General features: G+C 63.1%; 31 protein-coding genes. 15 read left to right on the top strand and 16 right to left on the bottom strand.

The window, feature by feature from the left end:
• Nucleotides 1–22: 22 nt before the first annotated feature.
• From NKI01_RS21340 to NKI01_RS21330, 3 genes are all read right to left on the bottom strand, one after another.
• Nucleotides 23–1,204, bottom strand: a complete 1,182-nt coding sequence (locus NKI01_RS21340; protein ID WP_352481346.1) for a cystathionine gamma-synthase — start codon at nt 1,202–1,204, stop codon at nt 23–25.
• The gene (locus NKI01_RS21335) at nt 1,201–2,625 is read right to left on the bottom strand and encodes a pyridoxal-phosphate dependent enzyme (RefSeq protein WP_352481345.1); all 1,425 of its coding nucleotides are present in this window, start codon (nt 2,623–2,625) and stop codon (nt 1,201–1,203) included. The genes NKI01_RS21340 and NKI01_RS21335 overlap by 4 nt, the downstream gene beginning before the upstream one ends.
• Before the next feature lie 416 nt (nt 2,626–3,041).
• Nucleotides 3,042–3,209, bottom strand: coding sequence for a hypothetical protein (locus NKI01_RS21330; RefSeq protein ID WP_352481344.1), 168 nt, complete (start codon nt 3,207–3,209; stop codon nt 3,042–3,044).
• Nucleotides 3,210–3,381: 172 nt separating this feature from the next.
• On the opposite strand from NKI01_RS21330, the gene NKI01_RS21325 reads away from it, so the two are divergent.
• From NKI01_RS21325 to NKI01_RS21315, 3 genes are read left to right on the top strand one after another with little or no spacing between them, the layout of a single operon-like run.
• Entirely contained in the window at nt 3,382–3,711 is a 330-nt protein-coding gene (locus NKI01_RS21325) for a hypothetical protein (RefSeq protein WP_023718782.1), read from the top strand.
• Nucleotides 3,708–4,058, top strand: coding sequence for an isochorismatase family protein (locus NKI01_RS21320; protein WP_352964527.1), 351 nt, complete (start codon nt 3,708–3,710; stop codon nt 4,056–4,058). The genes NKI01_RS21325 and NKI01_RS21320 overlap by 4 nt, the downstream gene beginning before the upstream one ends.
• Nucleotides 4,059–4,065: 7 nt before the next feature.
• Complete coding sequence (locus NKI01_RS21315) at nt 4,066–4,356, top strand: isochorismatase family protein (RefSeq protein WP_352964525.1); 291 nt, start codon at nt 4,066–4,068, stop codon at nt 4,354–4,356.
• 111 nt (nt 4,357–4,467) lie between these two features.
• Here the strand turns inward: NKI01_RS21315 and NKI01_RS21310 are convergent, their stop codons facing one another.
• The 3 genes from NKI01_RS21310 to NKI01_RS21300 all read right to left on the bottom strand — a co-directional run bounded on the left by NKI01_RS21310 (nt 4,468) and on the right by NKI01_RS21300 (nt 7,019).
• Entirely contained in the window at nt 4,468–4,818 is a 351-nt protein-coding gene (locus NKI01_RS21310) for a winged helix-turn-helix transcriptional regulator (protein WP_352481342.1), read from the bottom strand.
• Nucleotides 4,819–5,155: 337 nt separating this feature from the next.
• The gene (locus tag NKI01_RS21305) at nt 5,156–6,505 is read right to left on the bottom strand and encodes an FAD/NAD(P)-binding protein (RefSeq protein WP_352481341.1); all 1,350 of its coding nucleotides are present in this window, start codon (nt 6,503–6,505) and stop codon (nt 5,156–5,158) included.
• Nucleotides 6,506–6,566: 61 nt separating this feature from the next.
• The gene (locus NKI01_RS21300) at nt 6,567–7,019 is read right to left on the bottom strand and encodes an RrF2 family transcriptional regulator (protein ID WP_352495420.1); all 453 of its coding nucleotides are present in this window, start codon (nt 7,017–7,019) and stop codon (nt 6,567–6,569) included.
• An 842-nt stretch (nt 7,020–7,861) separates the two neighbouring features.
• Here NKI01_RS21300 and tauA point away from each other — a divergent pair.
• The 4 genes from tauA to NKI01_RS21280 all read left to right on the top strand — a co-directional run bounded on the left by tauA (nt 7,862) and on the right by NKI01_RS21280 (nt 10,795).
• Complete coding sequence (gene tauA, locus NKI01_RS21295; protein ID WP_352964523.1) at nt 7,862–8,875, top strand: taurine ABC transporter substrate-binding protein; 1,014 nt, start codon at nt 7,862–7,864, stop codon at nt 8,873–8,875.
• Nucleotides 8,876–8,950: 75 nt separating this feature from the next.
• The gene (locus NKI01_RS21290; protein WP_352481338.1) at nt 8,951–9,724 is read left to right on the top strand and encodes a taurine ABC transporter ATP-binding protein; all 774 of its coding nucleotides are present in this window, start codon (nt 8,951–8,953) and stop codon (nt 9,722–9,724) included.
• Complete coding sequence (locus tag NKI01_RS21285) at nt 9,721–10,587, top strand: ABC transporter permease subunit (protein ID WP_352964520.1); 867 nt, start codon at nt 9,721–9,723, stop codon at nt 10,585–10,587. Before NKI01_RS21290 ends, NKI01_RS21285 begins: the two co-directional genes overlap by 4 nt.
• A 19-nt stretch (nt 10,588–10,606) precedes the next feature.
• A complete protein-coding gene (locus NKI01_RS21280) occupies nt 10,607–10,795 on the top strand; it encodes a hypothetical protein (RefSeq protein ID WP_023718773.1) in 189 nt (62 codons plus the stop codon).
• Between the two features lie 59 nt (nt 10,796–10,854).
• On the opposite strand, the gene NKI01_RS21275 is transcribed toward NKI01_RS21280, so the two are convergent.
• Nucleotides 10,855–11,040, bottom strand: a complete 186-nt coding sequence (locus NKI01_RS21275; RefSeq protein ID WP_023718772.1) for a hypothetical protein — start codon at nt 11,038–11,040, stop codon at nt 10,855–10,857.
• Nucleotides 11,041–11,344: 304 nt separating this feature from the next.
• Between NKI01_RS21275 and NKI01_RS21270 the strand changes: the two genes are divergently transcribed.
• From NKI01_RS21270 to NKI01_RS21260, 3 genes are all read left to right on the top strand, one after another.
• Nucleotides 11,345–11,704, top strand: a complete 360-nt coding sequence (locus NKI01_RS21270) for a septal ring lytic transglycosylase RlpA family protein (protein ID WP_352481336.1) — start codon at nt 11,345–11,347, stop codon at nt 11,702–11,704.
• A gap of 253 nt (nt 11,705–11,957) precedes the next feature.
• On the top strand, nt 11,958–13,235 hold the full coding sequence (locus NKI01_RS21265) for a polyhydroxyalkanoate depolymerase (RefSeq protein ID WP_352481335.1): 1,278 nt from the start codon (nt 11,958–11,960) through the stop codon (nt 13,233–13,235).
• Between the two features lie 212 nt (nt 13,236–13,447).
• Nucleotides 13,448–14,065, top strand: coding sequence for a transglutaminase-like cysteine peptidase (locus NKI01_RS21260; protein ID WP_023718769.1), 618 nt, complete (start codon nt 13,448–13,450; stop codon nt 14,063–14,065).
• Between the two features lie 9 nt (nt 14,066–14,074).
• On the opposite strand, the gene NKI01_RS21255 is transcribed toward NKI01_RS21260, so the two are convergent.
• From NKI01_RS21255 to NKI01_RS21240, 4 genes are read right to left on the bottom strand one after another with little or no spacing between them, the layout of a single operon-like run.
• Entirely contained in the window at nt 14,075–14,443 is a 369-nt protein-coding gene (locus NKI01_RS21255; protein ID WP_352481334.1) for a helix-turn-helix domain-containing protein, read from the bottom strand.
• A gap of 38 nt (nt 14,444–14,481) precedes the next feature.
• Nucleotides 14,482–15,018 carry a Smr/MutS family protein gene (locus tag NKI01_RS21250; protein WP_352481333.1) on the bottom strand — a complete coding sequence of 179 codons (537 nt, stop codon included), beginning with the start codon at nt 15,016–15,018 and terminating at the stop codon, nt 14,482–14,484.
• Nucleotides 15,015–16,121: a murein transglycosylase A gene (gene mltA / locus NKI01_RS21245; RefSeq protein ID WP_352481332.1), complete on the bottom strand. Its 1,107-nt coding sequence runs from the start codon at nt 16,119–16,121 to the stop codon at nt 15,015–15,017. Before mltA ends, NKI01_RS21250 begins: the two co-directional genes overlap by 4 nt.
• Before the next feature lie 23 nt (nt 16,122–16,144).
• Entirely contained in the window at nt 16,145–16,852 is a 708-nt protein-coding gene (locus NKI01_RS21240) for a Tim44/TimA family putative adaptor protein (protein ID WP_023718765.1), read from the bottom strand.
• Nucleotides 16,853–17,050: 198 nt separating this feature from the next.
• Between NKI01_RS21240 and NKI01_RS21235 the strand changes: the two genes are divergently transcribed.
• Together NKI01_RS21235 and secB are read left to right on the top strand one after the other, a co-directional pair.
• Nucleotides 17,051–17,542, top strand: coding sequence for an FxsA family protein (locus NKI01_RS21235; RefSeq protein ID WP_023718764.1), 492 nt, complete (start codon nt 17,051–17,053; stop codon nt 17,540–17,542).
• A 113-nt stretch (nt 17,543–17,655) separates the two neighbouring features.
• Nucleotides 17,656–18,156, top strand: coding sequence for a protein-export chaperone SecB (gene secB / locus NKI01_RS21230; protein WP_352964518.1), 501 nt, complete (start codon nt 17,656–17,658; stop codon nt 18,154–18,156).
• Between the two features lie 271 nt (nt 18,157–18,427).
• On the opposite strand, the gene dnaQ is transcribed toward secB, so the two are convergent.
• The 5 genes from dnaQ to NKI01_RS21205 all read right to left on the bottom strand — a co-directional run bounded on the left by dnaQ (nt 18,428) and on the right by NKI01_RS21205 (nt 22,253).
• Entirely contained in the window at nt 18,428–19,147 is a 720-nt protein-coding gene (gene dnaQ, locus NKI01_RS21225; protein WP_023718762.1) for a DNA polymerase III subunit epsilon, read from the bottom strand.
• 84 nt (nt 19,148–19,231) lie between these two features.
• Complete coding sequence (gene coaE / locus NKI01_RS21220) at nt 19,232–19,834, bottom strand: dephospho-CoA kinase (RefSeq protein WP_352592217.1); 603 nt, start codon at nt 19,832–19,834, stop codon at nt 19,232–19,234.
• Entirely contained in the window at nt 19,831–20,673 is an 843-nt protein-coding gene (locus NKI01_RS21215; protein WP_352481330.1) for a shikimate dehydrogenase, read from the bottom strand. The genes coaE and NKI01_RS21215 overlap by 4 nt, the downstream gene beginning before the upstream one ends.
• Entirely contained in the window at nt 20,666–21,265 is a 600-nt protein-coding gene (locus NKI01_RS21210) for a Maf-like protein (protein WP_352592214.1), read from the bottom strand. Before NKI01_RS21210 ends, NKI01_RS21215 begins: the two co-directional genes overlap by 8 nt.
• A 169-nt stretch (nt 21,266–21,434) precedes the next feature.
• Nucleotides 21,435–22,253: a pyruvate, water dikinase regulatory protein gene (locus tag NKI01_RS21205; RefSeq protein WP_023718758.1), complete on the bottom strand. Its 819-nt coding sequence runs from the start codon at nt 22,251–22,253 to the stop codon at nt 21,435–21,437.
• 401 nt (nt 22,254–22,654) lie between these two features.
• On the opposite strand from NKI01_RS21205, the gene hemE reads away from it, so the two are divergent.
• The 3 genes from hemE (at nt 22,655) to rho (ending at nt 25,658) form a co-directional block, all read left to right on the top strand.
• Nucleotides 22,655–23,683, top strand: coding sequence for a uroporphyrinogen decarboxylase (hemE, locus tag NKI01_RS21200; protein WP_352481328.1), 1,029 nt, complete (start codon nt 22,655–22,657; stop codon nt 23,681–23,683).
• Between the two features lie 5 nt (nt 23,684–23,688).
• The gene (gene hemJ, locus NKI01_RS21195) at nt 23,689–24,231 is read left to right on the top strand and encodes a protoporphyrinogen oxidase HemJ (protein WP_084642637.1); all 543 of its coding nucleotides are present in this window, start codon (nt 23,689–23,691) and stop codon (nt 24,229–24,231) included.
• Nucleotides 24,232–24,392: 161 nt separating this feature from the next.
• Entirely contained in the window at nt 24,393–25,658 is a 1,266-nt protein-coding gene (rho, locus tag NKI01_RS21190) for a transcription termination factor Rho (protein ID WP_023718755.1), read from the top strand.
• Nucleotides 25,659–25,753: the final 95 nt, after the last annotated feature.

Below are 25,753 nucleotides of genomic sequence, written 5' to 3'. Positions count from 1 at the left end.
GCAAGGTTTCTTGTTACCGGGCTCAACTCGCCAGCGCCTGATCCAGATCCGCAATCAGATCGTCGCCATCCTCGATGCCGGCCGACAAGCGCACCAGCGAATCGGATATCCCGATCTCCGCGCGTTTTTTCGCCGGGATCGAGCCGTGCGTCATCAGTGCGGGGTGCTCGATCAGGCTTTCGACGCCGCCGAGGCTTTCGGCCAGCGTGAACAGTTGCGTGTGCTCGAGGAAGCGCTTGGTGCCGGCGAGGTCGCGGTCGAGCTCGATGGTGATCATGCCGCCGAAGGCGTGCATCTGCCGCCTGGCGATGGCGTGCTGCGGATGGCTGGGCAGGCCGGGATAGATAACACGGCGGATGTCGGGGCGGCTTTCCAGCCAGTGCGCGATCTTCTGGCCGTTCGACGAATGACGCTCCATCCTCAGCGCCAGCGTCTTCAGGCCGCGCAGCGCCAGGAAACTGTCGAATGGCCCGGAAATGGCGCCGATGGCGTTCTGCAGGAACTTCAGCCGATCGGCGAGATCCTTGTTGTCGCCGACCACGGCGACGCCGCCGACCATGTCGGAATGGCCGTTGAGGTATTTCGTCGTCGAGTGAACAACGATATCGATGCCGAGCTCCAGCGGCCGCTGCAGATAGGGGCTGCAGAAAGTGTTGTCGGCGACCGACAGCACGCCTTTGCGCCTGGCCAATGCCGCGACGCCTTCGAGATCGACGACACGCAGCAGTGGATTGGTCGGCGTCTCGACCCAGAGCAGCTTGGTTTCCGGGCGGATCGCCGCTTCGACCGCGGCAAGATCAGTGAAGTCAACGAAGTCGACCTGGAGGTTGGCCGAGCGCTTGCGCACCCGCTCAAGCAGCCGAAACGTGCCGCCATAGATGTCGTCGGTGGCGACGATGTGGGCGCCGGAATCGAGCAGTTCGAAAATAGTGGCGATCGCCGCCAGCCCCGAAGCGAAGGCGAAGGCGGCTGTGCCGCTTTCGAGGTCGGCCACAGCGCGCTCGAAGGCAAAGCGGGTCGGGTTCTGGCTGCGGGCATATTCAAAACCCTTGTGCACGCCCGGGCTCTGCTGGCCATAGGTCGAGGTCGCGTAGATCGGCACCATCACCGCGCCCGTCGTCGGGTCGTGGCTCTGGCCGCCATGGATGGTGCGCGTCGAGAAGGCGAGGCGGTTCCTGCCCGATACGGTGGCTTTGACGGTCATCGGGCGCGCCTCAGATGGTTGATCAGGTCGATACGGGTTATCAGGCCAATGAATTCGTCGCCATCGAAGACGATAGCGACCTCGTTGCGGTCGAACACCGGCAGCAGCGCATCCAGCGTCTGGCTGGCCTGCAGCGTGTGCAGGGTAGAGGTCATGGCCGTACTGACCGGGGCCTTGAAGCGGTCCCAGCGGCTGTCATAGGGGCCTTCGACCTTGGCCAGGATATCGCTTTCGTCGATGATGCCGACGAGCTTGCCCTCGTCCAGCACCGGCAGCTGCGAAACATCCGAGCGGCGCATGCGGCCATAGGCGTTGAGCAGGCTTTCGTCGGGGCCGACATACACGGTGTCGCCGGTGCGATGCGAGCGCATCACCAGATCGCGCAAATCGCCATGCTGCTCCTGCTCGGCAAGGCCCTGTTCGGCCAACCAGAAGTCGTCGAACACTTTCGACAGATACTTGTTGCCGCTGTCGCAGACGAAGGTGACGACGCGCTTCGGCACGGTCTGCTCGCGGCAATAGCGGAGCGCCGTCGAAAGCAGCGTGCCGGAAGACGAGCCGGCGAGGATGCCTTCCTTCGAAAGCAGGTCGCGCACCGCCAGCATGCTCTGCTTGTCGGGGATGGAATAGGCCTTCCTGACCAGCGACAGATCGGCATTGGGCGGGACGAAATCCTCGCCGATGCCTTCGACGGTCCAGCTTCCGGCCTCTACCATCTTGCCGGTCTTGATCAAAGGCGCCAGCACCGAGCCGACCGGATCGGCCAAAATCATCTCGGTCTTCGGCGAGACTTTCGCGAAATAGCGGCCGAGCCCGGTCAGCGTGCCGCCGGAGCCGACACCGACGACAACCGCGTCGACGTCGCCTTCGAGCTGTTGGAAGATTTCCGGTCCGGTCGTGGTTTCATGAGCCAGCGGATTGGCCGGGTTGGCGAACTGGTTGGCATAGAAGGCGCCGGGCAGCTCGACGGCGATCTTTTCGGCCATGTCCTGGTAATATTCGGCATGGCCCTTGCCGACATCGGAGCGCGTCATGCGCACTTCGGCGCCGAGCGCGCGCAAATGCTGGATTTTTTCGCGGGACATCTTGTCGGGAACGACGAGGATGATGCGGTAGCCCTTGGGGATGCCGACCTGGGCGAGGCCGAGACCGGTGTTGCCGGCGGTCGCCTCGACGATGGTGCCGCCGGGCTTCAGTCTGCCCTGTTTTTCGGCGGCGGCAATCATCGACAGCGCGATGCGGTCCTTGATCGAGCCGCCGGGATTCTGGCTTTCGAGCTTGATGAACAGCCGGCACTTGCCGATGTCGAATTTGGTCAGCTCGACGACCGGCGTCTGCCCGATCAGATCGAGAACCGAGGCATAGGGCGGGCGCAAGCGGGACGATGCGTCGTCCGGTGCCACGATCTTGTGCTTGCTCATGTCAGATGCTCCGTTGCCAGAATGAGCAACCGCCCTGGAAGACGGCAACCTACCGTCTTTTCCAGCCGTTTGCAGTTGTAAAGAAGATAGATCGTGCCAATCCGGCCGCCAGCAGGGGAATGGAATTTCGCGAAAGCTTCGCCAGCCTCGAGGCTGGGCAAAAGATTTGCAGAACCTGCTTAGGGTTCAGGCGATCGCGGCCTAGGCTTCGATCTCGATCAGAAAATCCGGATTACCGAGGCCGGCGACGCGCAGCACTTTGATGATCGGGGCACGCCGCGGTTTGCCCAGAAGGCCATCCAGGCGCCGAAGGCCGGCCCTATGTCCAGGTCGCCGGCGATATAGACCGAGAGGCTGACGAGGTCTTCAGGCTTTGCCCCACCGGCTTCGAGCACCTTTGCCAGGTTGGAGAGCGCCTAAGCGGTCTGCGCAGCGAGATCGTCCCTGGCGACGATCCGGCCTTGCGCGTCGACCCCATTCTGGCCGCCGACCAGCACGATGCGCGCGGATGGCGGCAGCGACACGCCTTGCGAATAGGCCGGGTTGCTGTGCATGCCCTCGGGGTTCAGCCTTTCGATGGTCACTGCGCTTTTCCTCCTCAGCGAAAACTATACCGCGGCCGCCTGGCCGTCCGTAGGGTCGCACGGCACAGAACGGCAATCGTGCGGCCGTTTCAACGCACCATCTCGTTCGTTGCCGCCGCTGATTCCGCCATGCTACCCGGCGCTGGTCGAACAGCAATGCAAGGAATGGCCGATGAAGATTCTTGCCTATGACAATTTCAAGCCCGGCGTCACGCTCGACGACCTGCGGCCTTATTTGCGCGACGAAGTGTCGAACGTCTGGCGGCTCTGGAAGGCGGGGATCGTGCGCGAGAATTATGCGCGCGGCGATATTGGCGGCGTCATCATCGTCTTCGAGCTCGACAGCGTCGCGGAAGCGCGGCGCTACACCGAGGACTTCCCGCTGTCCAAGGCCGGGCTGCTGGAATGGCACTTCATCGCCTTTGACGCGCCATTGCCGCTGGAATTCCTGTTCGACCCGACCGTCGACATCGCCAAGCCGTGGGACCGGACGGCGGCATGATCCGGTCGCGCGACGGGATCGAAATCCCGGCCAGCCTGGCTGAGTGGTGCGATCCGCGCCGCACGGCGCTGGTGGTCTACGACATGCAGGTCGGCATCTGCCGCCAGGTGGCCGGCGCCGCCACCATCGTCGAGCGCACCGGCACGGTGCTGGAAGCGGCGCGCGTGGCCGGAATGCGGGTGGCGTTCACGCGCCATCTGTCGCTGCCGCGCAAATGGATGGGCGCGACGCAGCTGCGCACCGCCATGGCCTGGCAGCGGCGCGACAGCCCCGACACAGTTGAGCCGTGGTTCCCGCGCGACGCCGAAGCGACGCGGATCGTGCCCGAGCTGGAACCCCCGCGATGACGAGGCGGTGTTCGACAAGCTCACGATATCGGCCTTCGATTCCACCGCGCTCGGCTTTGCCTTGCGCGATTGCGGCGTGCGCACGATAGCGCTCGCAGGCATCGCCATGGAGATCGGCATCGAGCCAACCGTTCGCCAGGCGACCGACAATGGCTTTGTCGCCGTGGTCATCGAGGATGCCTGTGGCTTCGGCAACCGCGAGGCGCGCGACCGCTCGATGGCGACGCTACGCTTCCTCGGCGAAGCCGTTGTCACCGATGTCGCCAGCTTCTGCAGCGCGCTTGCCGGACCGGGTTGAGGACAGTCGGCTTGCTAGAGCGATCCACCCTTTCACGCAAACGTCGAACCGCTCCATCGCTTTGTCTCGCAATTGCGGACAGAAAACCGCTCCGCGCTTCCCGGAATTGATCTAGGTGGCTGCGCTATCGGTGCGAAAACGCACGCCCTCGGCGCGGCCATGCACGCTTCCCCAGTCGTAGAGCGCCTGGAGCGCGGCGGCGAGATCTTCACCGCGCCCGGTCAAGGCGTAGCGCCCCTTGCCGTCGGGCGACATCTCGAGCGTGACGAAGCCGATCTCGACAAGCTCGGCCAGGCGCTGCGTCAGCATCTTGTCCGAGAGCGAGGGGATCAGCCGGCGCAGGTCGGAATAGCGCATCGGCTGTTCCTTGACGTGCGCCAGGATCACCGTCTTCCATTTGCCGCCGAGCGCGTCGAGCGCGAACTCGACCGGGCAGCCGTAGAGTCTTCCGCGTTGGGTCATGCGCCATGGTAGGCAAGGCATGGTGACGACGGAAGCAGAATTCGCCCGGTCATCTGGCCAGGGGTCGCGGCTCACGGCCTCGCCGGCCACAAAATCAGGGAGGAGAACGAAGATGAGCGTACGCGACGCCAATCCGGTCAACGCGCAACAGCCGAAACGTGTGGCGATCGTCATCGCCAACCCGGCTGTCTCGACCACCACGGGCTGGCCGGTCGGCTTCTGGCGGAGCTAGCTCCCGCACCCCTGGTTCGCCTTCACCGCGAGGTTATGCGGTCGAGATCTTTTCACCCAACGGCGGCGGTCTTGCATCCGAAATTGCGTCAAGACAAAGGGGGCCTTATCCGAGCAATCGCTTGCTTAGCCGCGCACACTGCACGCGAATATCGGGAATGGCGTCGATCTCGAAGAAGGTGCCGCGCGTCAGCGGCCCGACCGCCAAAATCTTGGCCGATACTGTGCCATCGCCGGCGATGACCTCGCAGTCCGCGGTCACATCGAGGCCGAGCCGCAGCGGATCCGGCCGTGCCAGCCCACGGTCGACCAGCGACCGCACCACGCTGTTCGAGGTGGTCGAGATATCCCTGGCGATGCCGGTGCAATCATAGATGCGGGCGACATCGAACCTTTCGAGGCGCTGCGTGTGGCGGGACTGGACCTCTACGGTGTAGCCTGCGGCGATGTCGACGATGCGGCCGGCGACAAGCCGGATGCGGCCGGCCTGCACCGCCTCCGTAACGCGGGCGTAGACTTGCGGCGCCATGCGATGGCGGTGGATGTCCCACCACGCCTTGGTGTGCTCGACAAAGCGGCGCTTGGCCGAGGACGGCCAGTTCTGCCAGATCTTCTGGTTGAAGGGCCTCAGACCGTCGACGACGTCGCGCCAGTCGATGCCGGCCTTCTGGTTTTCCCGGATCAGGTCGCGGAACCAGCCGACGAAATAGGAAAGCTGGGTGCCGAGCGGGATATCGGCAACGTCGAGCTTGATGGGATTGCCCTTGCGATGCGGCGAAGGCAGCAGGCCGCGCCGCGACACCGCGACGATCGCGCCGCGATGACCGCGCTGCTCGAGCGACAGAAAGGCATCGACCATGCTCAACCCCGTGCCCAGCACCAGGACTCGGGCTTCGGGGTCGAGCGCGCTGTCGGCCTCGGATCCCATCCTGATCGCGTGGCCCTGCCCCGCCCCCGGCTCCTCGTCATGGCCGGTCGCCAGCACGGCAAGATGCGCAACCACGCTGGTGCCGTTGGCCAGCGCCACCTCGACGCCGGACGCGGTCGGCGAGATCGACAGGCTCTCCTCGCGGATCAGGCGCAGCCGGCCCGTCTGCTGCTCACGCGCCTCGAGTTCGTCGAGCAGCTCCTTGAGATAGCGGGCGTAGACGCTGCGCGGCGCATAGACCGGTGCCTGTTCCGGCGTTGCCAGGCCGCGTTCAAGTAGCCAGCGCGAGAAATTGCCGGGATCGTCGGCATAGGCGCTCATGCCCAACGCGCTGACATTCAGCACATGGGCTGAGAGCAGCGTTGAATAGGCCATGCCTTGCCCAAAATGCGGGCGTTTTTCGACCAGGCTGACGCGGAGATCGGGATTGGGCGACTTCAGCAGATGCGCGGCAAGCACGACGCCGCTGGCGCCGCCACCGACAATGATGATCGAAGTTGGAATGATCGAATTTGCGCGTCCGGTCATGCGCGCACCAATTGTCTTGGGAGCCATTGGTTCCGGAATTCTCGGGTCAGGCTTTGTTGATTCAGGCCTGGATTTTCAACGGCACCGAAAGGTCTTCGTCGCCGGCGATGTCGCGCATCTCGGCGAGGCTGCGCTGGTCCAGCACCTCGGCGATGGCCTGCCGGACCTCCAGCATCAGATGTCGGACTTGGCATGTCGCCTCGTTGCAATCTTCGCAGCGCTGATACTGGGTGCGGCTGGCGCAAGGAATGGGGGCAAATGGCCCGTCGAGCACGCGCACGACGTGCCCGACCTTGATCTCGTCCGCTGGGCGCGCCAGGCGATAACCGCCCTCCTTGCCCTTGCGGCTCTGGACGAAACCGGCATTGCGCAATTCGCCAAGGATGGCATCGAGGAACTTTTTCGGAATATTGTTTGCGCGGGCGATGTCGTTGACGAAGGCGAGCTGTCCAACCGGCAGGCGCGCCAGATGAACGAGCGCCTTGAGGCCGTACTTACCTTTTTTCGTGAGCATAACCCGAACGTTTCTCTGTCATGCGATGACCCAAGGCCATCGGTTGCGAAACGCCTGGCGTGCCTCCCCGCCGCGTCCAAGCTGTCACTACAGATAAATTCTAGTGACATGATATACAAGCCAAGAAACGTTGATTTTGTTTCGTTTTCAAGCCGCAATGGCCATTTTGGCCGGGGCTTGTGGCCCTACGAGCACAGGAGCCGCCGCCAATGGGACACCGGCAAACTGGCCGGCGACAGGAATGTCCCGACCGGCCGACAGCAGCTTCTGTCCCTGAATTTGAAGGCCAAAGCATGCCGCGCGCGGCAACAAGGAGGGTGGCGTCGCTCATCGTCCTCTCCAATCCTTCAATGTCCATAAGAATACTAGACTTAACCCCGAGCACAGGAAATTCACTTTCAATTGTTCGGCCGTTCGCAGCATGGATTTGCCGGTGACCGGGCCAAAACGGAAAATTCTTGTTTGCGGCTGATGGCGCAATCACCGGTCGCTCCAACGGACAGCGAAGCCAGAGGCGAGGTGGAGCCAAGAAGGCAATTGAGGTGCTGCGCCATTGTTCAAAGCAGCGACGCAGCGGAGACCCGAGGATCGATGCCGCTATACTGACCAATGAATGCAGATCCAATAGTGCGCGCCATTCCGTCTCTGTTTCGGCTGACCTGACCGTCAACAGACCTTAGGCCGAGGCCCGCTGCAGCCGCCATATCCGCCTTCGCGCCGCGCCACTGACGGCTTTTTTCTAACAAGACGGCAATGGTTGGAAGGATTTAACTCTACAAGCCTTATAGACTTAGCTGACTATGAGGGAGCGATCCGATTTTTCTCTTTTCAAGGAGCCTTTCATGTCCACCATTTCGCGACGCATCGTTCTCCTATCCTCGGCGGCTCTGGCTGGTGCCGGCTTTCTCGGCCCAGCCCATGCGAAGGACCTCAAGATCACTATCGGCTACCAGACGGTCGTCGAACCCTCGAAGGTGCCGCAGGCCGACGGCGCCTATGAGAGCGCGACCAAGGCGGCAATCGACTGGCGGAAATTTGATTCCGGCGCCGACGTGATCGCCGCCGTCGCTTCCGGTTCGGTCGACATCGGTTATGTCGGCTCGAGCCCGCTGGCGGCGGCGGCGAGCCGCGAGCTTCCCATCCAGACCATCTTCATTGTCGGGCTGATCGGCGAATCCGAGGCCCTTGTCGCCCGCAACGGCGCCGGCATCGAGAAGGTCGCCGACCTTGCCGGCAAGAAGGTGGCGGTGCCCTTCGTCTCGACGACGCATTACAGCCTGCTTGCCGCGCTGAAGCATGAGGGTGTCGAGCCGAAGTCGGTCGATATTCTCAATCTGCGGCCACCGGAGATCGCGGCGGCATGGGCGCGCGGCGACATCGACGCCGCCTATGTCTGGGATCCGGCACTCGGCCAGATCAAGACGTCGGGCAAGGTCGTGCTGGATTCCTCGCAGGTCGCCGCCTGGGGCGCGCCGACTTTCGACGCCTGGATCGTGCGCACCGACTTCGCCGAAAGGAACCCGGAGGCGGTGCGCGACTTCGTCAAAGTGACGGGCGCTGCCTATGCCGAATTCCTGGCCAAGCCGGATCAATGGTCGGTGTCCTCGCCGCAAGCGGCCAAGATCGCCAGGATCACCGGGGCCAAGCTCGAAGACGTGCCGCAACTGCTGAGGGGCTATGTCTTCCCGACGCTCGAGGAGCAGGCCTCGGACAAGTTCCTCGGTGGCGGCACGGTCAAGGCAGTCGAGGCGACGTCGGCCTTCCTCAAGGAGCAGGGCAAGATCGACGCCGTGCTGCCGGATTATTCGAAATACGTGTCGTCGAAATATGTCGGCGAGGCGCTTGCCTCGAATTAGCGACCGCTCAATGCGCGCGTCCTCCCTTCCCTGACGCGCGCGTTGCCTGCAGATTCAGAATATCGGCGACGCCACATGACGCATCTCCTGCTCGACAAAGTCTCGATTCATTATGAAGGCCAGCCGGCGCCGGCCGTCGAACGCGTGTCGATTGACGTCGCCAAGGATGACTTCGTTGTCCTGGTCGGCCGCTCCGGCTGCGGCAAGACCTCGCTGCTCAATGTCGCTGCGGGCCTGGTCGAGCCTGTGCGCGGCAGCGCCACGGTAGGCGGCAGGCCGATCACGGCGCCAGGCTCGGACCGCGCCGTCGTGTTCCAGAACGACGCGCTGTTTCCGTGGCTGACCGCGCGGGAAAATGTCGCCTTTGCGCTCAGGCTGCGCGGCGTCGGGCCAAGTGAACGGGCGCGGCGCGCCGATGCGCTGCTGGCGCTGGTGAAGCTCGACGGTGCCGGCGACAAGCGCATCTGGGAGCTTTCCGGGGGCATGCGCCAGCGCGTCGGCCTGGCCCGGGCGCTGGCGGCCGAGCCGCAATTCCTGCTGCTCGACGAGCCGCTGGGCGCGCTCGATGCGCTGACACGGGAACGCATGCAGACAACGCTGCTCGATCTGTGGACGGCAAGCAATGTCGGCGTGCTGATGGTGACGCACGGCATCGAGGAAGCGCTGGTGCTCGCAACCCGCATCATTGTGCTGGCTCCCGACCCTGGGCGGGTGGTGCGGAGTTTCGAAACCGGCTTCAGCCGGCGCTATGCAGCCGGCGAGGCCATTCGCAGCATCAAGGCCGATCCCGCCTTCGCCGCGGCGCGCGGCGAGCTGACCGATGCGATCTTCGAAGGAGAGGCAGCATGACCGTTACCTCCTATACCGAGCGGCCGCAGCGCTCCAAGGCCGACGACGGAGCCGACGCGCTGTCCGTGCCATGGTCGCGGTCGCGGCCGAGACGCAGCCGCGTTTCGGCCCGCATGGTCAGCGCGATCACTGTTCTGGTGGTGCTGGCGGCGTGGGCACTGTCGGCCCGCCTGCAATTGGTGTCGCCGGTTTTCCTGCCGTCGCCCGTGGCAGTCTGGAACAAATTTGTCGTCGTCGCCCGTGACGGCTTTGTCGACGCGACGCTGCTCCAGCATATCGCCGCCAGTCTGTGGCGGGTATTTGCAGCGCTGATCGCGGCCGTTTTCGTCGGCGTTCCCATCGGGCTGGCTATCGGCATCAGCATCATAGGGCGCGGCATCTTCGATCCGCTGCTCGAATTGCTGCGGCCGATCCCGCCGCTGGCCTATCTGCCACTAATCATTATCTGGTTCGGCATTGGCGAGCCGTCCAAGATCCTGGTGATTGCCATCGCCATGCTGGCGCCGGTCGCGCTGTCGACGGCATCGGGTGTTCGCGGCGTCTCGCAGGAACGCATCAATGCGGCACGCGCGCTTGGCGCGACCCGCACGCAGCTTGTCCGGCACGTGATCCTACCCAGCGCACTGCCCTCGATCGTGACCGGCCTGCGCATCGCGCTTGGCGCCGGCTGGTCGACGCTGGTTGCCGCCGAGCTGGTGGCGGCGACGCGCGGGCTCGGCTTCATGATCCAGTCCGCCGCCCAGTTCCTCGTCACCGACGTGGTGGTGATGGGCATACTGGTGATCGCGGCCATTGCCTTCGTGCTCGAATTCATCATCCGCAGGATCGAGCGGGTGCTCGTCCCGTGGGCGGGGCGGGAGTGACCGGATCGGAGACGTGACGATGCCCCATTCCACCGCTGTGCTGCTTGCGCGTTTCGGCCATTGGCTCCGCCTGATCAAGGCCGGAGACAAACAGCCGCCTGAGGACGAACGCAAAGCGCCGACGCCGGTGCATCTGGACGCGGAGCGCAACCGCTTACCGCCGCGCGACGAAAGTTTCTACTGGGGCTGGCAATACTGGTCGCGGTGACCGGCCGCCACAGGTCCGCTGTGCGCTGCTCTGGCGGGAGCCTGAGGATCGACGCCTGCTCAAACGCGCGAACGGTTCGCCCAGGCCAGGCCGGCCAAGCCAACCAGCGCGGTGACGATGCCGACATAGAGCCATTGCGACTGGCCGGTCATGAAGCTGCCGCCGATAAGGCCGATGCCTTGCAATGACCACAGCACGCCGATGGCGAGCACAATCAACGCCAGCAGATTTTTGATCAATCTCATTGCTAAAACTCCTTTCCAAGTCGATCATCGGCCGCGCTCCTGCCGGAATGGAACAGCGAAAGAAGCGGCCCGGTCAGGCCAACTTCTACTTAGATGCAAATCTCTGATCTTGTGCAAGACGTGCTGAGGTCGATGCGAAGATCATCAAAGAAGCTGTGCCTTGCTGCGGAAACTCTCTGACAAATTGTTTCGCACCGACTCCAAACGTGTAACATTGTCATGGAACCGACAGATCATTGCCGCATTTGCTGCCTCATTCGCCTCTAACCGCTGCGGGTCTGTCAACGGAGCCAGTCCCCAACACATGAACAAAAGCAACCAGACCGCGCTTGCCGCGGCCATGATCGCGGCTGGCCTGATGGTCGGCGCATCCACTGCCAGCGCCGCCGCTCAGTGCGGCCGTGCCTCCTGGTACTCACTGCATTCCAGAACCGCTTCCGGCGAACGCATGAACCCGTCGGCGCTGACCGCAGCGCATCGCAGCCTGCCGTTCGGCACCAAGCTGAAGGTGACCAACCGCAACAATGGCCGCAGCGTCGTCGTGCGGATCAACGATCGCGGCCCGTTTATCAGGGGCCGCGTGCTCGATCTGTCGAAGGGCGCCGCCAGCCAGCTCGGCTTCATCAGCTCGGGCCATACCGCCGTCTGCATGGCACGCGTCTAACAGTCAGAGCGCCAGGCCGGACACCTCCTCCGACGATCGCACCGATAGGCGTACCCTTGGCTACGCCTTCGCAGGTGCACATTGAGCCGGCTGTTGCCGTTGAAGGCGGATTCCCAACATCTTGGACGAAAGAATGAGCATAAATCACACAAGTTGACGTATTGCATCGCAGCAAATTGTTGCTAACCTCCCGCAAGACAAGGCTCGGCGCTGCTCGTCGGCCCTTCGATCGCAGTCGGCAGCGGGGTTCTCGATGTTCTACCAGCTTTACGAACTGAACCATGCCGCCTTGCAGCCGGCCCGCCTCTATGCCGATGCGGTGCGCCTGTTCTACTCCAATCCGCTCAATCCGGTTTCACACACGTCCTGGGGCCGCTCGGTCGCGGCAACGGCCGAATTGTTCGAACGCACGACACGCCGCTACGGCAAGCCGCAATTCGGCCTGACCAAGACCGTGGTCGACTGGAAAACCGTCGAGGTCAGCGAACGCACCGTCTGGTCGCGGCCGTTCTGCAATCTGGTCCGTTTCGAGCGGGCTGTCCCGGCCGGGCGCCGGCCGGATCCGAAGCTGTTAATCGTCGCACCGATGTCGGGCCACTATGCGACGCTGTTGCGCGGCACGGCCGAGGCGATGCTGCCCTATGCGGACGTGCATATCACCGACTGGGTCGACGCCCGGATGGTGCCGCTTGCCGACGGCAGCTTCGACCTCGACGACTATGTCGACTACATTGTCGACATGCTGCATGCGCTGGGACCCGACACCCACGTGATGGCGGTGTGCCAGCCGTCGGTGCCGGTGCTGGCGGCGGTGGCGCTGATGGAAGCCAAGGGCGATCCTTTCGTGCCCTCGACGATGACGCTGATGGGCGGCCCGATCGACACGCGCCGCAACCCGACGGCGGTCAATTTGCTGGCCCAGGAAAAGGGCATCGACTGGTTCCGCGACAACGTCATCATGCGCGCGCCCTGGCCGGTGCCGGGCTTCGGCCGCGAGGTCTATCCCGGTTTCCTGCAGCTTTCGGGTTTCATGAGCATGAACCTGGATCGCCACATCATCGCCCACAAAGACTTCTTCATGCACCTGGTGAAGCATGACGGCGACAATGCCGAGAAGCACCGCGAATTCTATGACGAATACCTGGCGGTGATGGATCTGACGGCGGAATTCTACCTGCAGACCGTCGATACCGTCTTCGTCCGCCAGGCCTTGCCCAAGGGCGAAATGACGCATCGCGGTGTGGCGGTCGACCCTTCGGCGATCCGCAATGTCGCCCTGTTCACCGTCGAGGGCGAGAACGACGACATCTCCGGCCTTGGCCAGACCAAGGCGGCGCACGACCTCTGCATCAACATTCCGGCCGACAGGCACGCCCATTACATGCAGCCGGCGGTCGGCCATTACGGTGTGTTCAACGGCTCGCGCTTCCGCTCCGAAATCGTGCCGCGCATCGTCGATTTCATTACCAGCTACGGCCGCCAGAACCGTGTTGCGGTGAAGCCCAAGCTGGTCAGGACCGGCAAGAAATAGGCGACCAGCGATGATGCCCGTCAATCCGCATCAGGTCGGTCAATGCCAAAATCATCGGTTGGCGGGGCCGTGCGGCCGGTCGACCTGTTGCACAATAGTCGCGTTGGCGCCACGCAGGTAACCATGCCGCAAAAATCAATCCATCCTCATAATTGACACCGACTGTAAATACCCCTTAACGTTTCGTTAACAACAAGGGACAAGCGGGGACAATGATTTCCTCACCAATGGCGAGAACGCTACGCCTGTGCGCGCTGGCTGGACTTACTGTGGCGGCAGGTTGGGCCAGTTCGGCCTCGGCAGCCAGCCCGATGATAACAGGTGGTCCGACGTCGCAGCCGATCGGCCATTATGATTTCTGCAAGACCTACCCGTCGGAATGCTCGATCCGCCCGAAGGATCTGTCGCCCGCCAGCATGACCGGCTCGCTGTGGCGCAAGCTGCTCAGCGTCACGGTAAAGGTCAACGCCGCCGTCAAGCCTGAGAGCGACTTCGACATCTACGGCAAGGACGAGGTCTGGGCCTATCCCGACAAGGGTGTCGGCGACTGCGAGGACTATGTCCTGGAAAAGCGCCGTGAGCTGAACCGGCTGGGCGTCTCGTTTGCCGATCTGCTGATGACCGTCGTGCGCAAGCCGGATGGCGAAGGCCACGCCGTGCTGACGGTGCGCACCGACAAGGGCGACTACATCCTCGACAATCTGACCGACCAGGTCCGTTCCTGGGACCAGACCGGCTATCGTTTCCTCAAGCGGCAGGCGATCGACAATACCGGCCGTTGGGTCTCGATCCGCGGCGGCCAGCAGGTTCTGGTCGGCTCGGTCCAGTAACAAAGCAACTCATTTCGGCCGGTTCAGCGCGGCGCGGAGCGACGCAATGATGCGGCGAAGCTCGGCTTCGTCGAGCTTTTCGATGTTGTCGGCCAGGAGATTGGCAAGCTCGGTCGCCGCCGGGCTAAGGCCGGACGTGTCGAGCCTGACGCGCGGATGCGAGGTTTCGGCCAACCGCGCCAGTTCCTCGGCGTCGTCCCAAATGATGTTGAAATAGCCGATGATCTTCTGGATCAGCGTCCAGCTCGGCGCACCGCGGCGGCCGTGTTCGAGCGCCGAGAGATAGGCTGCGCTGACGCCGATCGCCTTGGCCATGTCCTTCTGGGTGACGCCGCGCTCGTTTCGCAGCACGCGAAGCTTTTCGCCGAACGGGGTCACGAGCACATCCTCATTGGCGCATCCTCATGGGCGCATCCTCAAGAGCGCGCCCGCCGCAGACGGACGTAAAGCGCGCCCGAGCCGCCATGATTGCGGGCGGCATGGTCGTGGCTGGAGACAAGGGGCCGGAAGGCGGGCGTCGACAGCCATGACGGCACGGCGCGTCGCAAGACGCCGTCGCCGCCCGACGAAGAGCCCTTGCCGGTGATTACCAGGACATAGCGGATGCCGCCGGCATGCGCCCGGTGCAGGAAGGAAAACAGCAGCGAATAGGCTTCGTCCTGGGTCAGGCCATGCAGGTCGACGCGGCCCTCGATCGGCAGCCGGCCCTTCGACAGCTTGTCCAGCGTCGGTTCGTCGAGTGCGTGGGAAACATGCTGCGCCTTCGGTTTCGCGACCGCGGCAGCATTGCCCGCGACCTGTGCCGGCGGCGGCACCTGCCTGGTTTCGTCGATCTCCGGCCCAAGCTTGGGAATATCGACGGCGATCTTGCCCTTCAGCGGCTTTGCCGTGCGCGCCACCAGGTTCCACAGGACCCGGTCGTCCTCGCTCAGCCTGTCGATGCGCCGGGTCATCGGTCTGCTCCTGAAACCAGCGGCCGGGGGATCAGCGCATAAAAATCGGCGGCGTTGCGGATAACGCCGGCGATCTCGCCGGCCGCATCGCCCGACCCAGCGAACAGATCGCCGCGGGCCGGCCCGATGATCGCTGAGCCGGTGTCCTGTGCGATCATCAGCCGCCGGAACGGTTTTTCGTCGAAGGCGGTCAGCGACGGCGCATCGATATGGAAGGGCGTGCCGAACGTGTGCAGCAGCCGGTCGACGGCGATCGAGCGGCAGGGTGTCAGCGGCACCTTGGCGGCAGCGACCGGGCCGAGCTCCGGGTCGTCGACGCCCATCTCGCGGAAGAAGATGTAGGAGCGGTTGCGCCAAAGGATCTCGTCGACGCGCTCCGGACGCGCCTTGAGCCAGGCACGGATCGACTGCATCGTCACTTTTTCCAGCGGGATCTCGCCTTCGTCGCTCAGGATCTTGCCCGGTCCGGTAAAGCGCTGGCCGGATTTGGCGGCATAGGTGACGCGGCAAAGCTCCCCGTCGGTCATGTTGAGCCGCGCCGCGCCCTGCACGTGGATGAAGAAGGCATCGACCTTGTCGGCGAGCCAGGCGATTTCCAGGCCTTGTCCAGCGAGCGCGCCGCGTTCGATCTCGCCGCGGTCGAAATATTCGACCGGGTCGTTCGGCGCCGCACGAGCGAAGGCAAGATAAGGATCCATGCCGGAAGGACGATTGCCATCGTCGATGTCGACAAGGTCGGCCGGGCGGGTTAGCAACGGCACCGAAAATCGTCGCGTGCGCACCGGCGAGGCGTCGACCTCCGGCTCGTAGAAGCCGGTGACGAGGCCTGGGCCGCCGTTTTCCGCCCCTATATGGGCCGGCACAAAGTAGCGCTCGAAGAAGCTTCGGGCCTCCAACCGATTCGCCGGCGAAACGGTGCGCGCTGCGGCATAGGCTTCGGCAAAGGCGCCGAAATCGACGCCGAGCGCGCCGGAGCGGTAGGGTTTCGTCAGGACATGAAAGGCCGAGCGGCGAAAGGCGTCAAAGGCAGGGAGTTGGTCGTCCTCGTCCCAGCCCGGCAATTCGCCAAAGGACTTTTCGCTGAAGACTCGAGAAAGCGACACGACAGCCCCCGCCGCCGTCCAGTTCAGTCTTCTTCTTCGGTGGCGACGAGCTTCCAGTTCGGATCGCGCGAGCGCGCGTCACGAGCGAAGGTCCAGACGTCCTTGACCTCGGCGACGGTCTCGGGATCGCCGTCAATGACGGCGCCGGCCTTGTCGCGGGTCGCTGAAATCAGTTCGCTGACAATGCGCAGCGTGATGTGCGCCTCGCTGCCCTTCATCTCGGCCGAAACGATGTCGGCCTTGTCGATGCCGACGAAGGAGGACTGGATTTTTTCGGCTTTTGCCTCGCGGTCGCCGATGGCCGCGACAAAGCCGTCATAGACCTCGCGCGACAAAAGGTTCTTCAAGGTTTTGCGGTCGCCATCGGCGTAGGCCATGACGATCATCTCATAGGCCATCTTGGCGCCGTCGACGAAGGTCTTCGGGTCGAAGGTCGGATCATTGTCCTTGATCGCCCGCAGGCCCCGGTTGAGATCTGTGTCGGGCTTGGCAAAGGCGTCGATCGCCGTATAGGCATCGGCCGCCGGCTCTCCCGCCAGCCGCTTGCGCGGCAGCGAAACCACGTTCTCGGGTTTCTGGGCGGCATCCTTGTCGTTCTTGCGCCCTGCCGTATATGGATCGAAGGGCGGGCGTTCGTTGCCCGTGCGTCGGCCAAGCACGTTGCGCAGCTGGAAGAAGATCACCACCGCCGCAATCAGAAAGAAAATTGTGCCGAAGTCGAAGAAGCCCATATCTTGCGCCAATCAATCCCTGCTTTGGCCGGACCAGCGGCCAAGCAAGGGCCGCGATCACATAGCGTTCAGTATCCAAAGCATATAGAACGCATGGCGCAATCATTCAAATCAAAGGCAGCCATACCTATCTAACAGCTCTGGTGCCAGCGGCGATTGCTCGCCGGCCGGCAAAACATCGAAACGATCGGTCAAGATTTGCGTATCTCGCTGCTTCCCCTGTTTGTTCTTGCGCTTCCGCTGCTGGAGATAGCCGGTTTCGTCATTGTCGGCCGCCAGATCGGCGCGCTGGCGACGGTCGGGCTGGTGCTGGCCTCGAGCGTCGCCGGCGCCTTGCTCCTTCGACACCAGGGTTTTGGCGTCATGGCCAGGGTCCGTGCCGAAATGGATGCCGGCCACGATCCGAGCCGCCAGCTTGCGCACGGCGCCATGATCGTTCTGGCCGCGATCCTTTTGATCATCCCCGGCTTCATCTCGGATATTTTCGGCATTCTACTGTTCCTGCCACCGGTGCGCGATCTTGCCTGGCGGATGCTGAAAGGCCGCATCGTGCTGGCCACCGATTTCGGCGTTGGTTTGCGGGCAAGGCAACGCGGCAAGACCATCGATCTCGACGACGGCGACTATTCGCGCGCCGACGACCATGCGCGCGGGCCTGACTCTCCCTGGCGCCGCCTCAAGGACGAGTAGCCGCAAGGCAACCGGCGTCTTTTGCAAACTTGTCTTGTCGTGCCGGCCATGATAGCGAACGCCCGAATTTCAATCCGGTCAGCAACGCTGCCCAGGCAAAAGGATCACAGCTTATGGCCAGCAACGACGACGCCCCGATCGGCGCAGCCAACGGTAATGGAAATGCGGAGCAGCCTTCGCTCAACGTGCTTGCGCAATATGTGAAGGACCTGTCCTTCGAAAGCCCCGGCGCGCCAAACTCGCTGCGCGGCCGCGACAAGGCCCCCGGCATCGCCATCAACGTCAACGTCAACGCCAACCCGCTTTCGGACAAGCAGTTCGACGTCAATTTGACGCTGAATGCCAAGGCATCGTTCGACCAGGAAGTGCTGTTCAATGTCGAACTGGTCTATGGCGGCGTCTTCTCCATCAGCGGCTTCCCGCAGGAGCACATGCTGCCGATACTGTTCATCGAATGCCCGCGGCTGCTGTTCCCGTTCGCCAGGCAGATCATTGCCGAGGCAACGCGCAATGGCGGCTTCCCGCCGCTGATGCTCGACCCGATCGATTTCGCGCAGATGTTCCAGCAGAAGCTGGCCGAGGACCAGGCCGCCGCCAAGGTCAAGGTGAGCTGAAGGCGTTTGTGTCTCGATAGCGTTTGAGAAACCCGGCCTTGCGCCGGGTTTTTTTATGAGCCGCTGGCGGGACAGTGCCCCCTCTGGCCTTCCGGCCATCTCCCCCTTAAGTGGGGAGATCGGAACTTCACGTCAGCCTTCGCCAATCCTTCATCGTCGCAGGAATGAGCGAGGCGCTGGGACTGCCAATCTTTCCCACTGAGGGGGAGATGCCAAGTGGTGGCTAAAAGGGCATGACAGAGGGGGCGACGGATCACTCCGCTCAAAATCACTATGCCGCGGAACTCGCTTCCCGGCCGATGCGCAGCCAAAGCGCCTTTTCGCCGAGGCTGCCAACCATGCCCGCGTGTGCTGCGCGCTCGGCATCGGTCAGGCGCGAGGGCAAGGCGATGGGCCTGACGCCGATCGAAATGTCGATATCGTCGACATTCTGTCGTCCGCCCGCCGGCGTCATGATGCTGTCGAGGATGAGGCTGGCCTGCTTGCCGCCGATAAGCTCGATATAGACCTCGGCCAGCAATTCAGAATCGAGCAACGCGCCATGCTTGGTGCGACGGCCATTGTCGATGCCATAGCGGCGGCAGAGCGCGTCGAGCGAATTGGGACCCATTGGATGCTTGCGGCGCGCCAGCGCCAGCGTGTCTACGATCCGTCCCGGATCGATGGCCGGATGACCAAGCCGGCCGAATTCGAGGTTGAGGAAGCCGATGTCGAAGCCGGCATTATGGGCGACCAGCTTGGCGCCGTCGATGAAGGCCAGGAACTCCTCGGCGATCTCCATGAAAGTCGGCTTGCCCTGAAGATCGGCGGCGCTGATGCCGTGCACGGCCTGCGCCTCGTGATGAATCGGGCGGCCTTGTGGGTTGATGTATTTGTGGAAGGTGCGGCCGGTCGGAAAGCGGTTGACCAGCTCGATGCCGCCAAGCTCGATGACGCGGTCCTCGCGCGTGTCGAGGCCGGTGGTTTCCGTATCGAAGATGATCTCACGCATCGAATCAGTCCATTGGTTCCGCGTCATTCTAGCCGAATCACACCCGGAACAAAATGGCAACAAGTAATGTGGGCTGCAAGCCTCTTAACCCGGACTGGCTGCTTTATCCCCGACTAGTTCGGCGACGATCGCATTGACAGCCGCGCGGGCGGCGTCAAAGCCCTGGCCGGTGTCGACGACGAAGTCGGCGCGCCGGCGCTTTTCGGCGTCGGGAACCTGCCTGGCCAGGATCGACGCAAACTTTTCCTCGCTCATGCCCGGGCGCGCCAGCACGCGGGCGCGCTGGATCTCGGCCGACGCGGTGACGACCACAACCTTGTCGACGCGATCGCGGCCGCCGGTCTCGAACAGCAGCGGTATATCGAGCACGGCAAGTGGCGCGCCGGCGGCACGATTTTGCGCCAGAAAGGCATCGGCGTCGGCACGGACCAGCGGATGGATGATCGCTTCCAGCCGTTTCAGCGCGGCGGCATCGCCGAGCACCCGTTCGGCCAACTTTGTGCGATCGACCGCACCGGATCGGGTGGTCCCGGGAAAGACCGCCTCGACCATGGGGGCGGCCTTGCCGGCATAGAGGCGATGCACCGCCTCGTCGGAATCATGGACCGGCACGCCGGCCTCGGCAAACATCTTTGCCGTGGTCGACTTGCCCATGCCGATCGATCCGGTGAGGCCGAGCACGATCATGGCTTCGCGCCGATATCGGCAATGATCATTTGCCGCAGTTCGGCGGTGACCTGCGGCCTGGTGCCGAACCAGCGCTCGAAGCCGGGCACCGCCTGGTGCAGCAGCATGCCGAGCCCATCGACGGTCTTGAGGCCGCGCGCGCTGGCTGCGGCGAGCAACGGCGTTTCCAGCGGAACATAAACGATGTCGGTGACGATGGCGCGGTCGGGCAGTCTGCCCGGATCGGCGGACAGGCCTTCATTGCCATGCATGCCGAGCGCTGACGTGTTGACCAGCAGGCCGGCATCTTCGAGCAACTCGCCGGTCGCCGCCATGCCATGGGCGGAGACGCCGGCACCGAAGCGGTCGCGCAGCTCCTGCGCCCTCGCAAGCGTCCGGTTTACGATGCGGATATCGTTGACGCCGCGTTGCTTCAGCGCATGGATGACCGCGCGAGCGGCACCGCCGGCACCGAGCACAACGGCCGGGCCGTCGGCCGCCCAACCCGATGCATACTCGTCCAGATTGGCGGCAAAGCCATGGGCATCGGTATTGCCGCCCCACAATTCGCCATCCTCAAACCACAGTGTGTTGACCGCACCGATTTGTTCGGCCGCGTCGTCGCGGCGCGCCGCCAATGCGAAGGCGGCCTCCTTGTGCGGGATGGTGACGTTGCCGCCGCTATAGCCTTGTGCCTGCAGCGTTTGCAGGAATTCGGCAAACGCTTCTGGCGCAACGTCAATGGCCTCGTAGACGCCGTCGATGCCGTATTTCGCCAGCCAGTAGCCGTGGATCTTCGGTGACCTGGAATGGCCGATTGGGTGGCCGGTGACGAAGGCTTTTTTCGAGGCCTCAGCCATCGATCGCCCCGAGATCACGCAGCTTGGCCAGCACCGGCAAAAGCGGCAGGCCAACAATGGTGAAGTAGTCGCCCTCGATCTTTTCGAACAGCTGGATGCCCTCGCCTTCGATCTGGTAGGCACCAACGCTGGACAACGCCTTGGCGCCGACGCGCGCCAGATGGCGGCCGATGAAGGCCGGATCGAGCTTGCGCATGGTCAGGCTGGCGATGCCGACATGCCGCCACAGAACCTGGCCGTCACGGGCCAGCACGACGGCACTGTTGAGCTGATGCGTCTTGCCCGACAACGCCAGCAGATGACGGCGCGCGCCTTCCATGTCGGCCGGCTTGTGGAACAGCTCGTCGCCGAGCGACAGCGTCTGGTCGCAGCCGAGCACCAGGGCGCCGGGCTTGCGCTCACTGACTTCGGTGGCCTTGGCCTCGGCAAGCACCAGGGCGACGTCCTCCGGCGACACGCCACTATTTTGCAGCGGCGCCTCCAGCGCACGTTCGTCGACAGAAGCCGGAACCGCTTCGACCACAACGCCGGCATTGACAAGCAGCGCCTTGCGGAACGGGCTGCCCGAGGCAAGGATGATTTTTTCGGCCATTTTTTTCGCCCGTTTTCTGGCGCTCACTAGGGTGTGTCGAGATTCAGGTCAGGCCGCGCCGAGAGTGGTGGCTTCCGAGAACCGGAGCGGAGTGTACTTAAAGTACGTGAGCACCGGAAGCGCAGGAAGCCGCCGTTTGTAGGCCGGCATCACCTGAATATCACACGCCCTAGCGCGTCTTGCCGCGCAGGGCAACGATAGCCGCCGCCGTCTCCTCGATCGAACGGCGGCTGACATCGATCATCGGCCAGCCATGCCGTGTGCAGATCTGGCGGGCGTAGGCGAGTTCTTCGGCGATCGCGGCGCGGTCGACGTAATCGGTCGGCTCGTAGGCGCTGTTGCCGAGAACGCGGTTCTGCCGGACCTGGGAGATGCGCTCGGCAGTGGCGATCAGGCCGACGATCAGTGGCCTCCTGGCGTAGACCAGGCTTTCCGGCACCGGCACGCCGAGCACGATCGGGATGTTGGCGGTCTTGATGCCGCGATTGGCGAGATAGATGCTGGTCGGCGTCTTCGAGGTGCGTGAGATGCCGACAAGCACGATGTCGGCATCATCCATATTGGCCGGCAGCTGGCCGTCATCATGCTCCATGGTGAAATTGAGCGCGTCGATGCGGCGAAAATATTCGGCGTCCAGCACATGCTGGGCGCCGACGCGGCGGCCGGCCGGCGTGCCGAGATAGGACTGGAACACCGTCAGCACCGGCTCCAGTACCGAGACGCAAGGCAGGCCCATCGCCGCGCAGCGTTCATCGATGCCACGGGCAAGCTTCTGGTCGACGACGGTGTAGAGGATGATGCCCGGCTCCTCCTCGATGTCCTCGAACACTTTCGTCACCTGTTTTTCGGTGCGGATGAGCGGGTAGATGTGTTCGATGGCGCGCGCATCCTTGTATTGCGCGGAAGCGGCGCGGCCGGCGGCCAGCAGCGTTTCGCCGGTGGCGTCGGAAATCAGGTGAAGGTGAAAGAAGCTCTGCGGTTTGTTCACAGGATACATTCCAGGCTGTGGGCCGATGTGGATAAGCCGGGCGGAAAACTCGGCCACCGCCAAGCGACTGTATCAGATGCCGGTTTGTCCACAATTCGATGTGCTGTCGGCTTCTTCGGGCGGTTGGGGACAAGTCCGGGGACGGAGCTTTTTGCCTTCGCTTCATCCACAAGGGAAAGTTCCTTGGCCTGGCGGCAACGCATTGACTCCAGTCGGAAATTCCCGGCTTTCCACAAAGTCCTGCAATCCCGTTGGAGAAGCGCGCGACAATATGCTGGCTGGTCTTTTCCAGGGCAAAGCGGGACAGGAGACAACCACCACAACCAACAGACTCTTAGAATCATAAGATTCCTAAAAATAGAATATTTAATTATAGGGAAGCCTGGAAAGGCGAGCGCTCAATGCCTCAAGACCGGATCGTGCTGGACGTGTTGAGAGGCAAGGCAGCGTTTCCGCCGCCGCTCTGGATTATGCGCCAAGCCGGCCGCTATCTGCCGGAATACCGGGAGACGAGGAGACGGGCCGGATCGTTCCTCGATCTTTGCTACGACCCGGATCTCGCCGTCGAAGTGACGCTGCAGCCGATCGAACGCTTCGGCTTCGACGCATCGATCCTGTTTTCCGATATCCTTGTCGTGCCGCATGCGCTCGGCCGCGACGTGCGCTTCGAGGAAGGACGCGGCCCGCTGTTGACGCCGATCTCGGCTGCGGAGATCGAGGCTCTCGACGGCGAAACGTTTCACGTGAATCTCGAGCCGGTCTACGAGACGGTGCGGCGATTGCGCGCCAGACTGCCTGATGAAACGACGCTGATCGGCTTCTGCGGTGCGCCCTGGACGGTGGCGACCTACATGATTGCCGGCCACGGTACGCCCGACCAGGCGCCGGCCAGGCTGTTCGCCTATCGCGAGCCGGCGGCCTTTCTTCGGCTCCTGAAAGTGCTCGCCGATCATTCGGCTGCCTATCTGATCCGGCAGATCGAAGCCGGCGCCGACGTGGTGCAGATCTTTGATTCGTGGTCCGGCGTGCTCGACGAAGCGTCTTTCGAGTTGTTCTGCGTCCGGCCGGTGGCCGAGATTGTCCGGCAGGTGAAGGCTGTCCATCCCGACGTTCCGATCATCGGCTTTCCCAAAGGCGCCGGAGATCACTACCGGAGCTATCGCCAGACGACCGGCGTGACCGGGCTGGGCCTCGACTGGACCGTGCCATTGTCGACTGCGAAGGAATTGCAGCGTGACGGCGCCGTGCAAGGCAATCTCGATCCGCTGCGGCTGGTGGCCGGCGGCAAGGCGCTTGCCGACGGCGTGGGGGCGATCCTGAAGGTGTTAGGGGACCGGCCGCTGATCTTCAACCTCGGCCACGGCATCACGCCGGAGACGCCGCTCGCGCATGTCGAGCAGATGGTCAAACTGGTGCGGAGCGCGTCGTGACGATGATGGGCGCAGACAATGCGAACAGCACGAACAGCGGTAGCGGGGCGACGCGCCGCGCGGCAATCGCGATCGCCATTTTCCTCGTGCTGGCCGGGCTGCTGTTTCTCTTCGGGCCCGATGATTTCTATCCCTGGGCAAAGGCGATCCATGTGATTGCCGTCATCTCCTGGATGGCGGGCATGCTCTATCTGCCGCGCTTGCTGGTCTATCATGCCGATGCCGAAAAAGGCTCCGTCCAGTCGGAGACCTTCAAGGTAATGGAGCGCCGCCTGCTGCGGGGCATCATCAATCCGGCGATGGTGATTACCTGGGCGTTCGGCCTGTGGCTCGCCTGGAAAGGCTTTGGTTTTCAAGGCGGCTGGCTGCATGCCAAGATCGCTGCGGTGGTGGGTCTGTCGGCCGTGCATGGCTATTTCGCCGGCGCCGTCCGGAAATTTGCCGAAGACCGCAATGAAAAACCGGCAAGGCACTGGCGGATCGTCAATGAGATCCCCACATTGCTGATGGTCGTCATCGTCGTCCTGGTTATCGTGAAACCATTCTGACGTATTCGGTGCCCGCAAAAGGCGGCTTGCTCTTTCACCCGACCGACGATAAAAGACGGGTCTTCCTTCCCGTCATGCGCCGCCCGTCATCGCTTTCGGCCGCGCCCGGCATTTGTCGCATCCCGCCGATATTTTTCCCAAAGCTCATTCAGAGTCCGTCCATGCAAGAAATGAAACTCACCGAGTTCAAGAACAAGAAACCACCAGAGTTGATCGCCTATGCGGAATCGCTCGAGGTCGAGAACGCCAGCGTCATGCGCAAGCAGGAGCTGATGTTCGCGATCCTGAAGAAGCTGGCGGCACAGGATATCGAGATCATCGGCGACGGCGTCGTCGAAGTGCTGCAGGACGGCTTTGGCTTTCTGCGCTCGGCCAACGCAAATTATCTGCCAGGTCCCGACGACATCTATATTTCACCCTCGCAGATCCGGCGGTTTTCGCTGAAGACCGGCGATACGGTTGAAGGCCCTATCCGCAGCCCGAAAGAGGGCGAGCGCTATTTCGCGCTGCTCAAGGTCAACACAATCAATTTCGACGATCCGGAAAAAATCCGCCACAAGATCCACTTTGACAACCTGACGCCGCTCTATCCGACCAAGCGGCTGAAGATGGAGATCGACAATCCGACCACCAAGGACATCTCGCCGCGCGTGATCGACCTGGTCGCGCCGATCGGCAAGGGGCAGCGTGCGTTGATCAATGCGCAGCCGCGCACCGGCAAGACGGTTCTCATGCAGAACATCGCCCACTCGATCACCGCCAACCATCCGGAATGCTATCTGATCGTGCTTCTGATCGACGAGCGGCCGGAGGAGGTTACCGACATGCAGCGCTCGGTGAAGGGCGAGGTGATCTCGTCGACCTTCGACGAGCCGGCGGTACGCCATGTCCAGGTTGCCGAGATGGTGATCGAAAAGGCCAAGCGCCTGGTCGAGCACGGTCGCGACGTGGTGATCCTGCTGGATTCGATCACGCGTCTCGGCCGCGCCTACAACACCGTCGTGCCGTCATCCGGCAAGGTGCTGACCGGCGGTGTCGACGCGAACGCGCTGCAGCGGCCGAAGCGCTTCTTCGGCGCCGCCCGCAACATCGAGGAAGGCGGCTCGCTGACCATCATCGCCACCGCGCTGATCGACACCGGCAGCCGCATGGACGAAGTCATCTTCGAAGAGTTCAAGGGCACCGGCAACTGCGAAATCCAGCTCGACCGCAAGGTGGCCGACAAGCGCATCTATCCGGCCATGGACATATTGAAGTCCGGCACCCGCAAGGAAGACCTGCTGGTTTCCAAGCAGGATCTGCAGAAGATCTTCGTGCTGCGCCGCATCCTGGCGCCGATGGGAACAACCGACGCCATCGAGTTCCTGATCGACAAGCTCAAGCAGACCAAGACGAATGCGGACTTCTTCGATTCGATGAATACGTAGGGTTGGGGGCCCTTCCCTTCTCCCACAGAGGGACCTGTTGCGCAGTATGAGCAAAAGCTTGCGGCGGCGGGGTTGCGGCGGTTGTTCGCTTGTTT

Source organism: Mesorhizobium sp. M0815 (genome assembly GCF_040319995.1).
GTDB lineage: Bacteria > Pseudomonadota > Alphaproteobacteria > Rhizobiales > Rhizobiaceae > Mesorhizobium.
The sequence above is the reverse complement of the archived record's forward strand: the minus strand, read 5'-3'. Positions and strand labels throughout refer to the sequence as shown.

Bases quoted from the DNA above. Each gene is read 5' to 3' on its own strand.
- NKI01_RS21340 (WP_352481346.1), bottom strand. From the start codon at position 1,204: ATGACCGTCAAAGCCACCGTATCGGGCAGGAACCGCCTCGCCTTCTCG.
- NKI01_RS21335 (WP_352481345.1), bottom strand. From the start codon at position 2,625: ATGAGCAAGCACAAGATCGTGGCACCGGACGACGCATCGTCCCGCTTG.
- NKI01_RS21325 (WP_023718782.1), top strand. From the start codon at position 3,382: ATGAAGATTCTTGCCTATGACAATTTCAAGCCCGGCGTCACGCTCGAC.
- NKI01_RS21320 (WP_352964527.1), top strand. From the start codon at position 3,708: ATGATCCGGTCGCGCGACGGGATCGAAATCCCGGCCAGCCTGGCTGAG.
- NKI01_RS21310 (WP_352481342.1), bottom strand. From the start codon at position 4,818: ATGACCCAACGCGGAAGACTCTACGGCTGCCCGGTCGAGTTCGCGCTC.
- NKI01_RS21305 (WP_352481341.1), bottom strand. From the start codon at position 6,505: ATGACCGGACGCGCAAATTCGATCATTCCAACTTCGATCATCATTGTC.
- NKI01_RS21300 (WP_352495420.1), bottom strand. From the start codon at position 7,019: ATGCTCACGAAAAAAGGTAAGTACGGCCTCAAGGCGCTCGTTCATCTG.
- tauA (WP_352964523.1), top strand. From the start codon at position 7,862: ATGTCCACCATTTCGCGACGCATCGTTCTCCTATCCTCGGCGGCTCTG.
- NKI01_RS21290 (WP_352481338.1), top strand. From the start codon at position 8,951: ATGACGCATCTCCTGCTCGACAAAGTCTCGATTCATTATGAAGGCCAG.
- NKI01_RS21285 (WP_352964520.1), top strand. From the start codon at position 9,721: ATGACCGTTACCTCCTATACCGAGCGGCCGCAGCGCTCCAAGGCCGAC.
- NKI01_RS21280 (WP_023718773.1), top strand. From the start codon at position 10,607: ATGCCCCATTCCACCGCTGTGCTGCTTGCGCGTTTCGGCCATTGGCTC.
- NKI01_RS21275 (WP_023718772.1), bottom strand. From the start codon at position 11,040: ATGAGATTGATCAAAAATCTGCTGGCGTTGATTGTGCTCGCCATCGGC.
- NKI01_RS21270 (WP_352481336.1), top strand. From the start codon at position 11,345: ATGAACAAAAGCAACCAGACCGCGCTTGCCGCGGCCATGATCGCGGCT.
- NKI01_RS21265 (WP_352481335.1), top strand. From the start codon at position 11,958: ATGTTCTACCAGCTTTACGAACTGAACCATGCCGCCTTGCAGCCGGCC.
- NKI01_RS21260 (WP_023718769.1), top strand. From the start codon at position 13,448: ATGATTTCCTCACCAATGGCGAGAACGCTACGCCTGTGCGCGCTGGCT.
- NKI01_RS21250 (WP_352481333.1), bottom strand. From the start codon at position 15,018: ATGACCCGGCGCATCGACAGGCTGAGCGAGGACGACCGGGTCCTGTGG.
- NKI01_RS21240 (WP_023718765.1), bottom strand. From the start codon at position 16,852: ATGGGCTTCTTCGACTTCGGCACAATTTTCTTTCTGATTGCGGCGGTG.
- secB (WP_352964518.1), top strand. From the start codon at position 17,656: ATGGCCAGCAACGACGACGCCCCGATCGGCGCAGCCAACGGTAATGGA.
- dnaQ (WP_023718762.1), bottom strand. From the start codon at position 19,147: ATGCGTGAGATCATCTTCGATACGGAAACCACCGGCCTCGACACGCGC.
- coaE (WP_352592217.1), bottom strand. From the start codon at position 19,834: ATGATCGTGCTCGGCCTCACCGGATCGATCGGCATGGGCAAGTCGACC.
- NKI01_RS21215 (WP_352481330.1), bottom strand. From the start codon at position 20,673: ATGGCTGAGGCCTCGAAAAAAGCCTTCGTCACCGGCCACCCAATCGGC.
- NKI01_RS21210 (WP_352592214.1), bottom strand. From the start codon at position 21,265: ATGGCCGAAAAAATCATCCTTGCCTCGGGCAGCCCGTTCCGCAAGGCG.
- hemE (WP_352481328.1), top strand. From the start codon at position 22,655: ATGCCTCAAGACCGGATCGTGCTGGACGTGTTGAGAGGCAAGGCAGCG.
- hemJ (WP_084642637.1), top strand. From the start codon at position 23,689: ATGGGCGCAGACAATGCGAACAGCACGAACAGCGGTAGCGGGGCGACG.
- rho (WP_023718755.1), top strand. From the start codon at position 24,393: ATGCAAGAAATGAAACTCACCGAGTTCAAGAACAAGAAACCACCAGAG.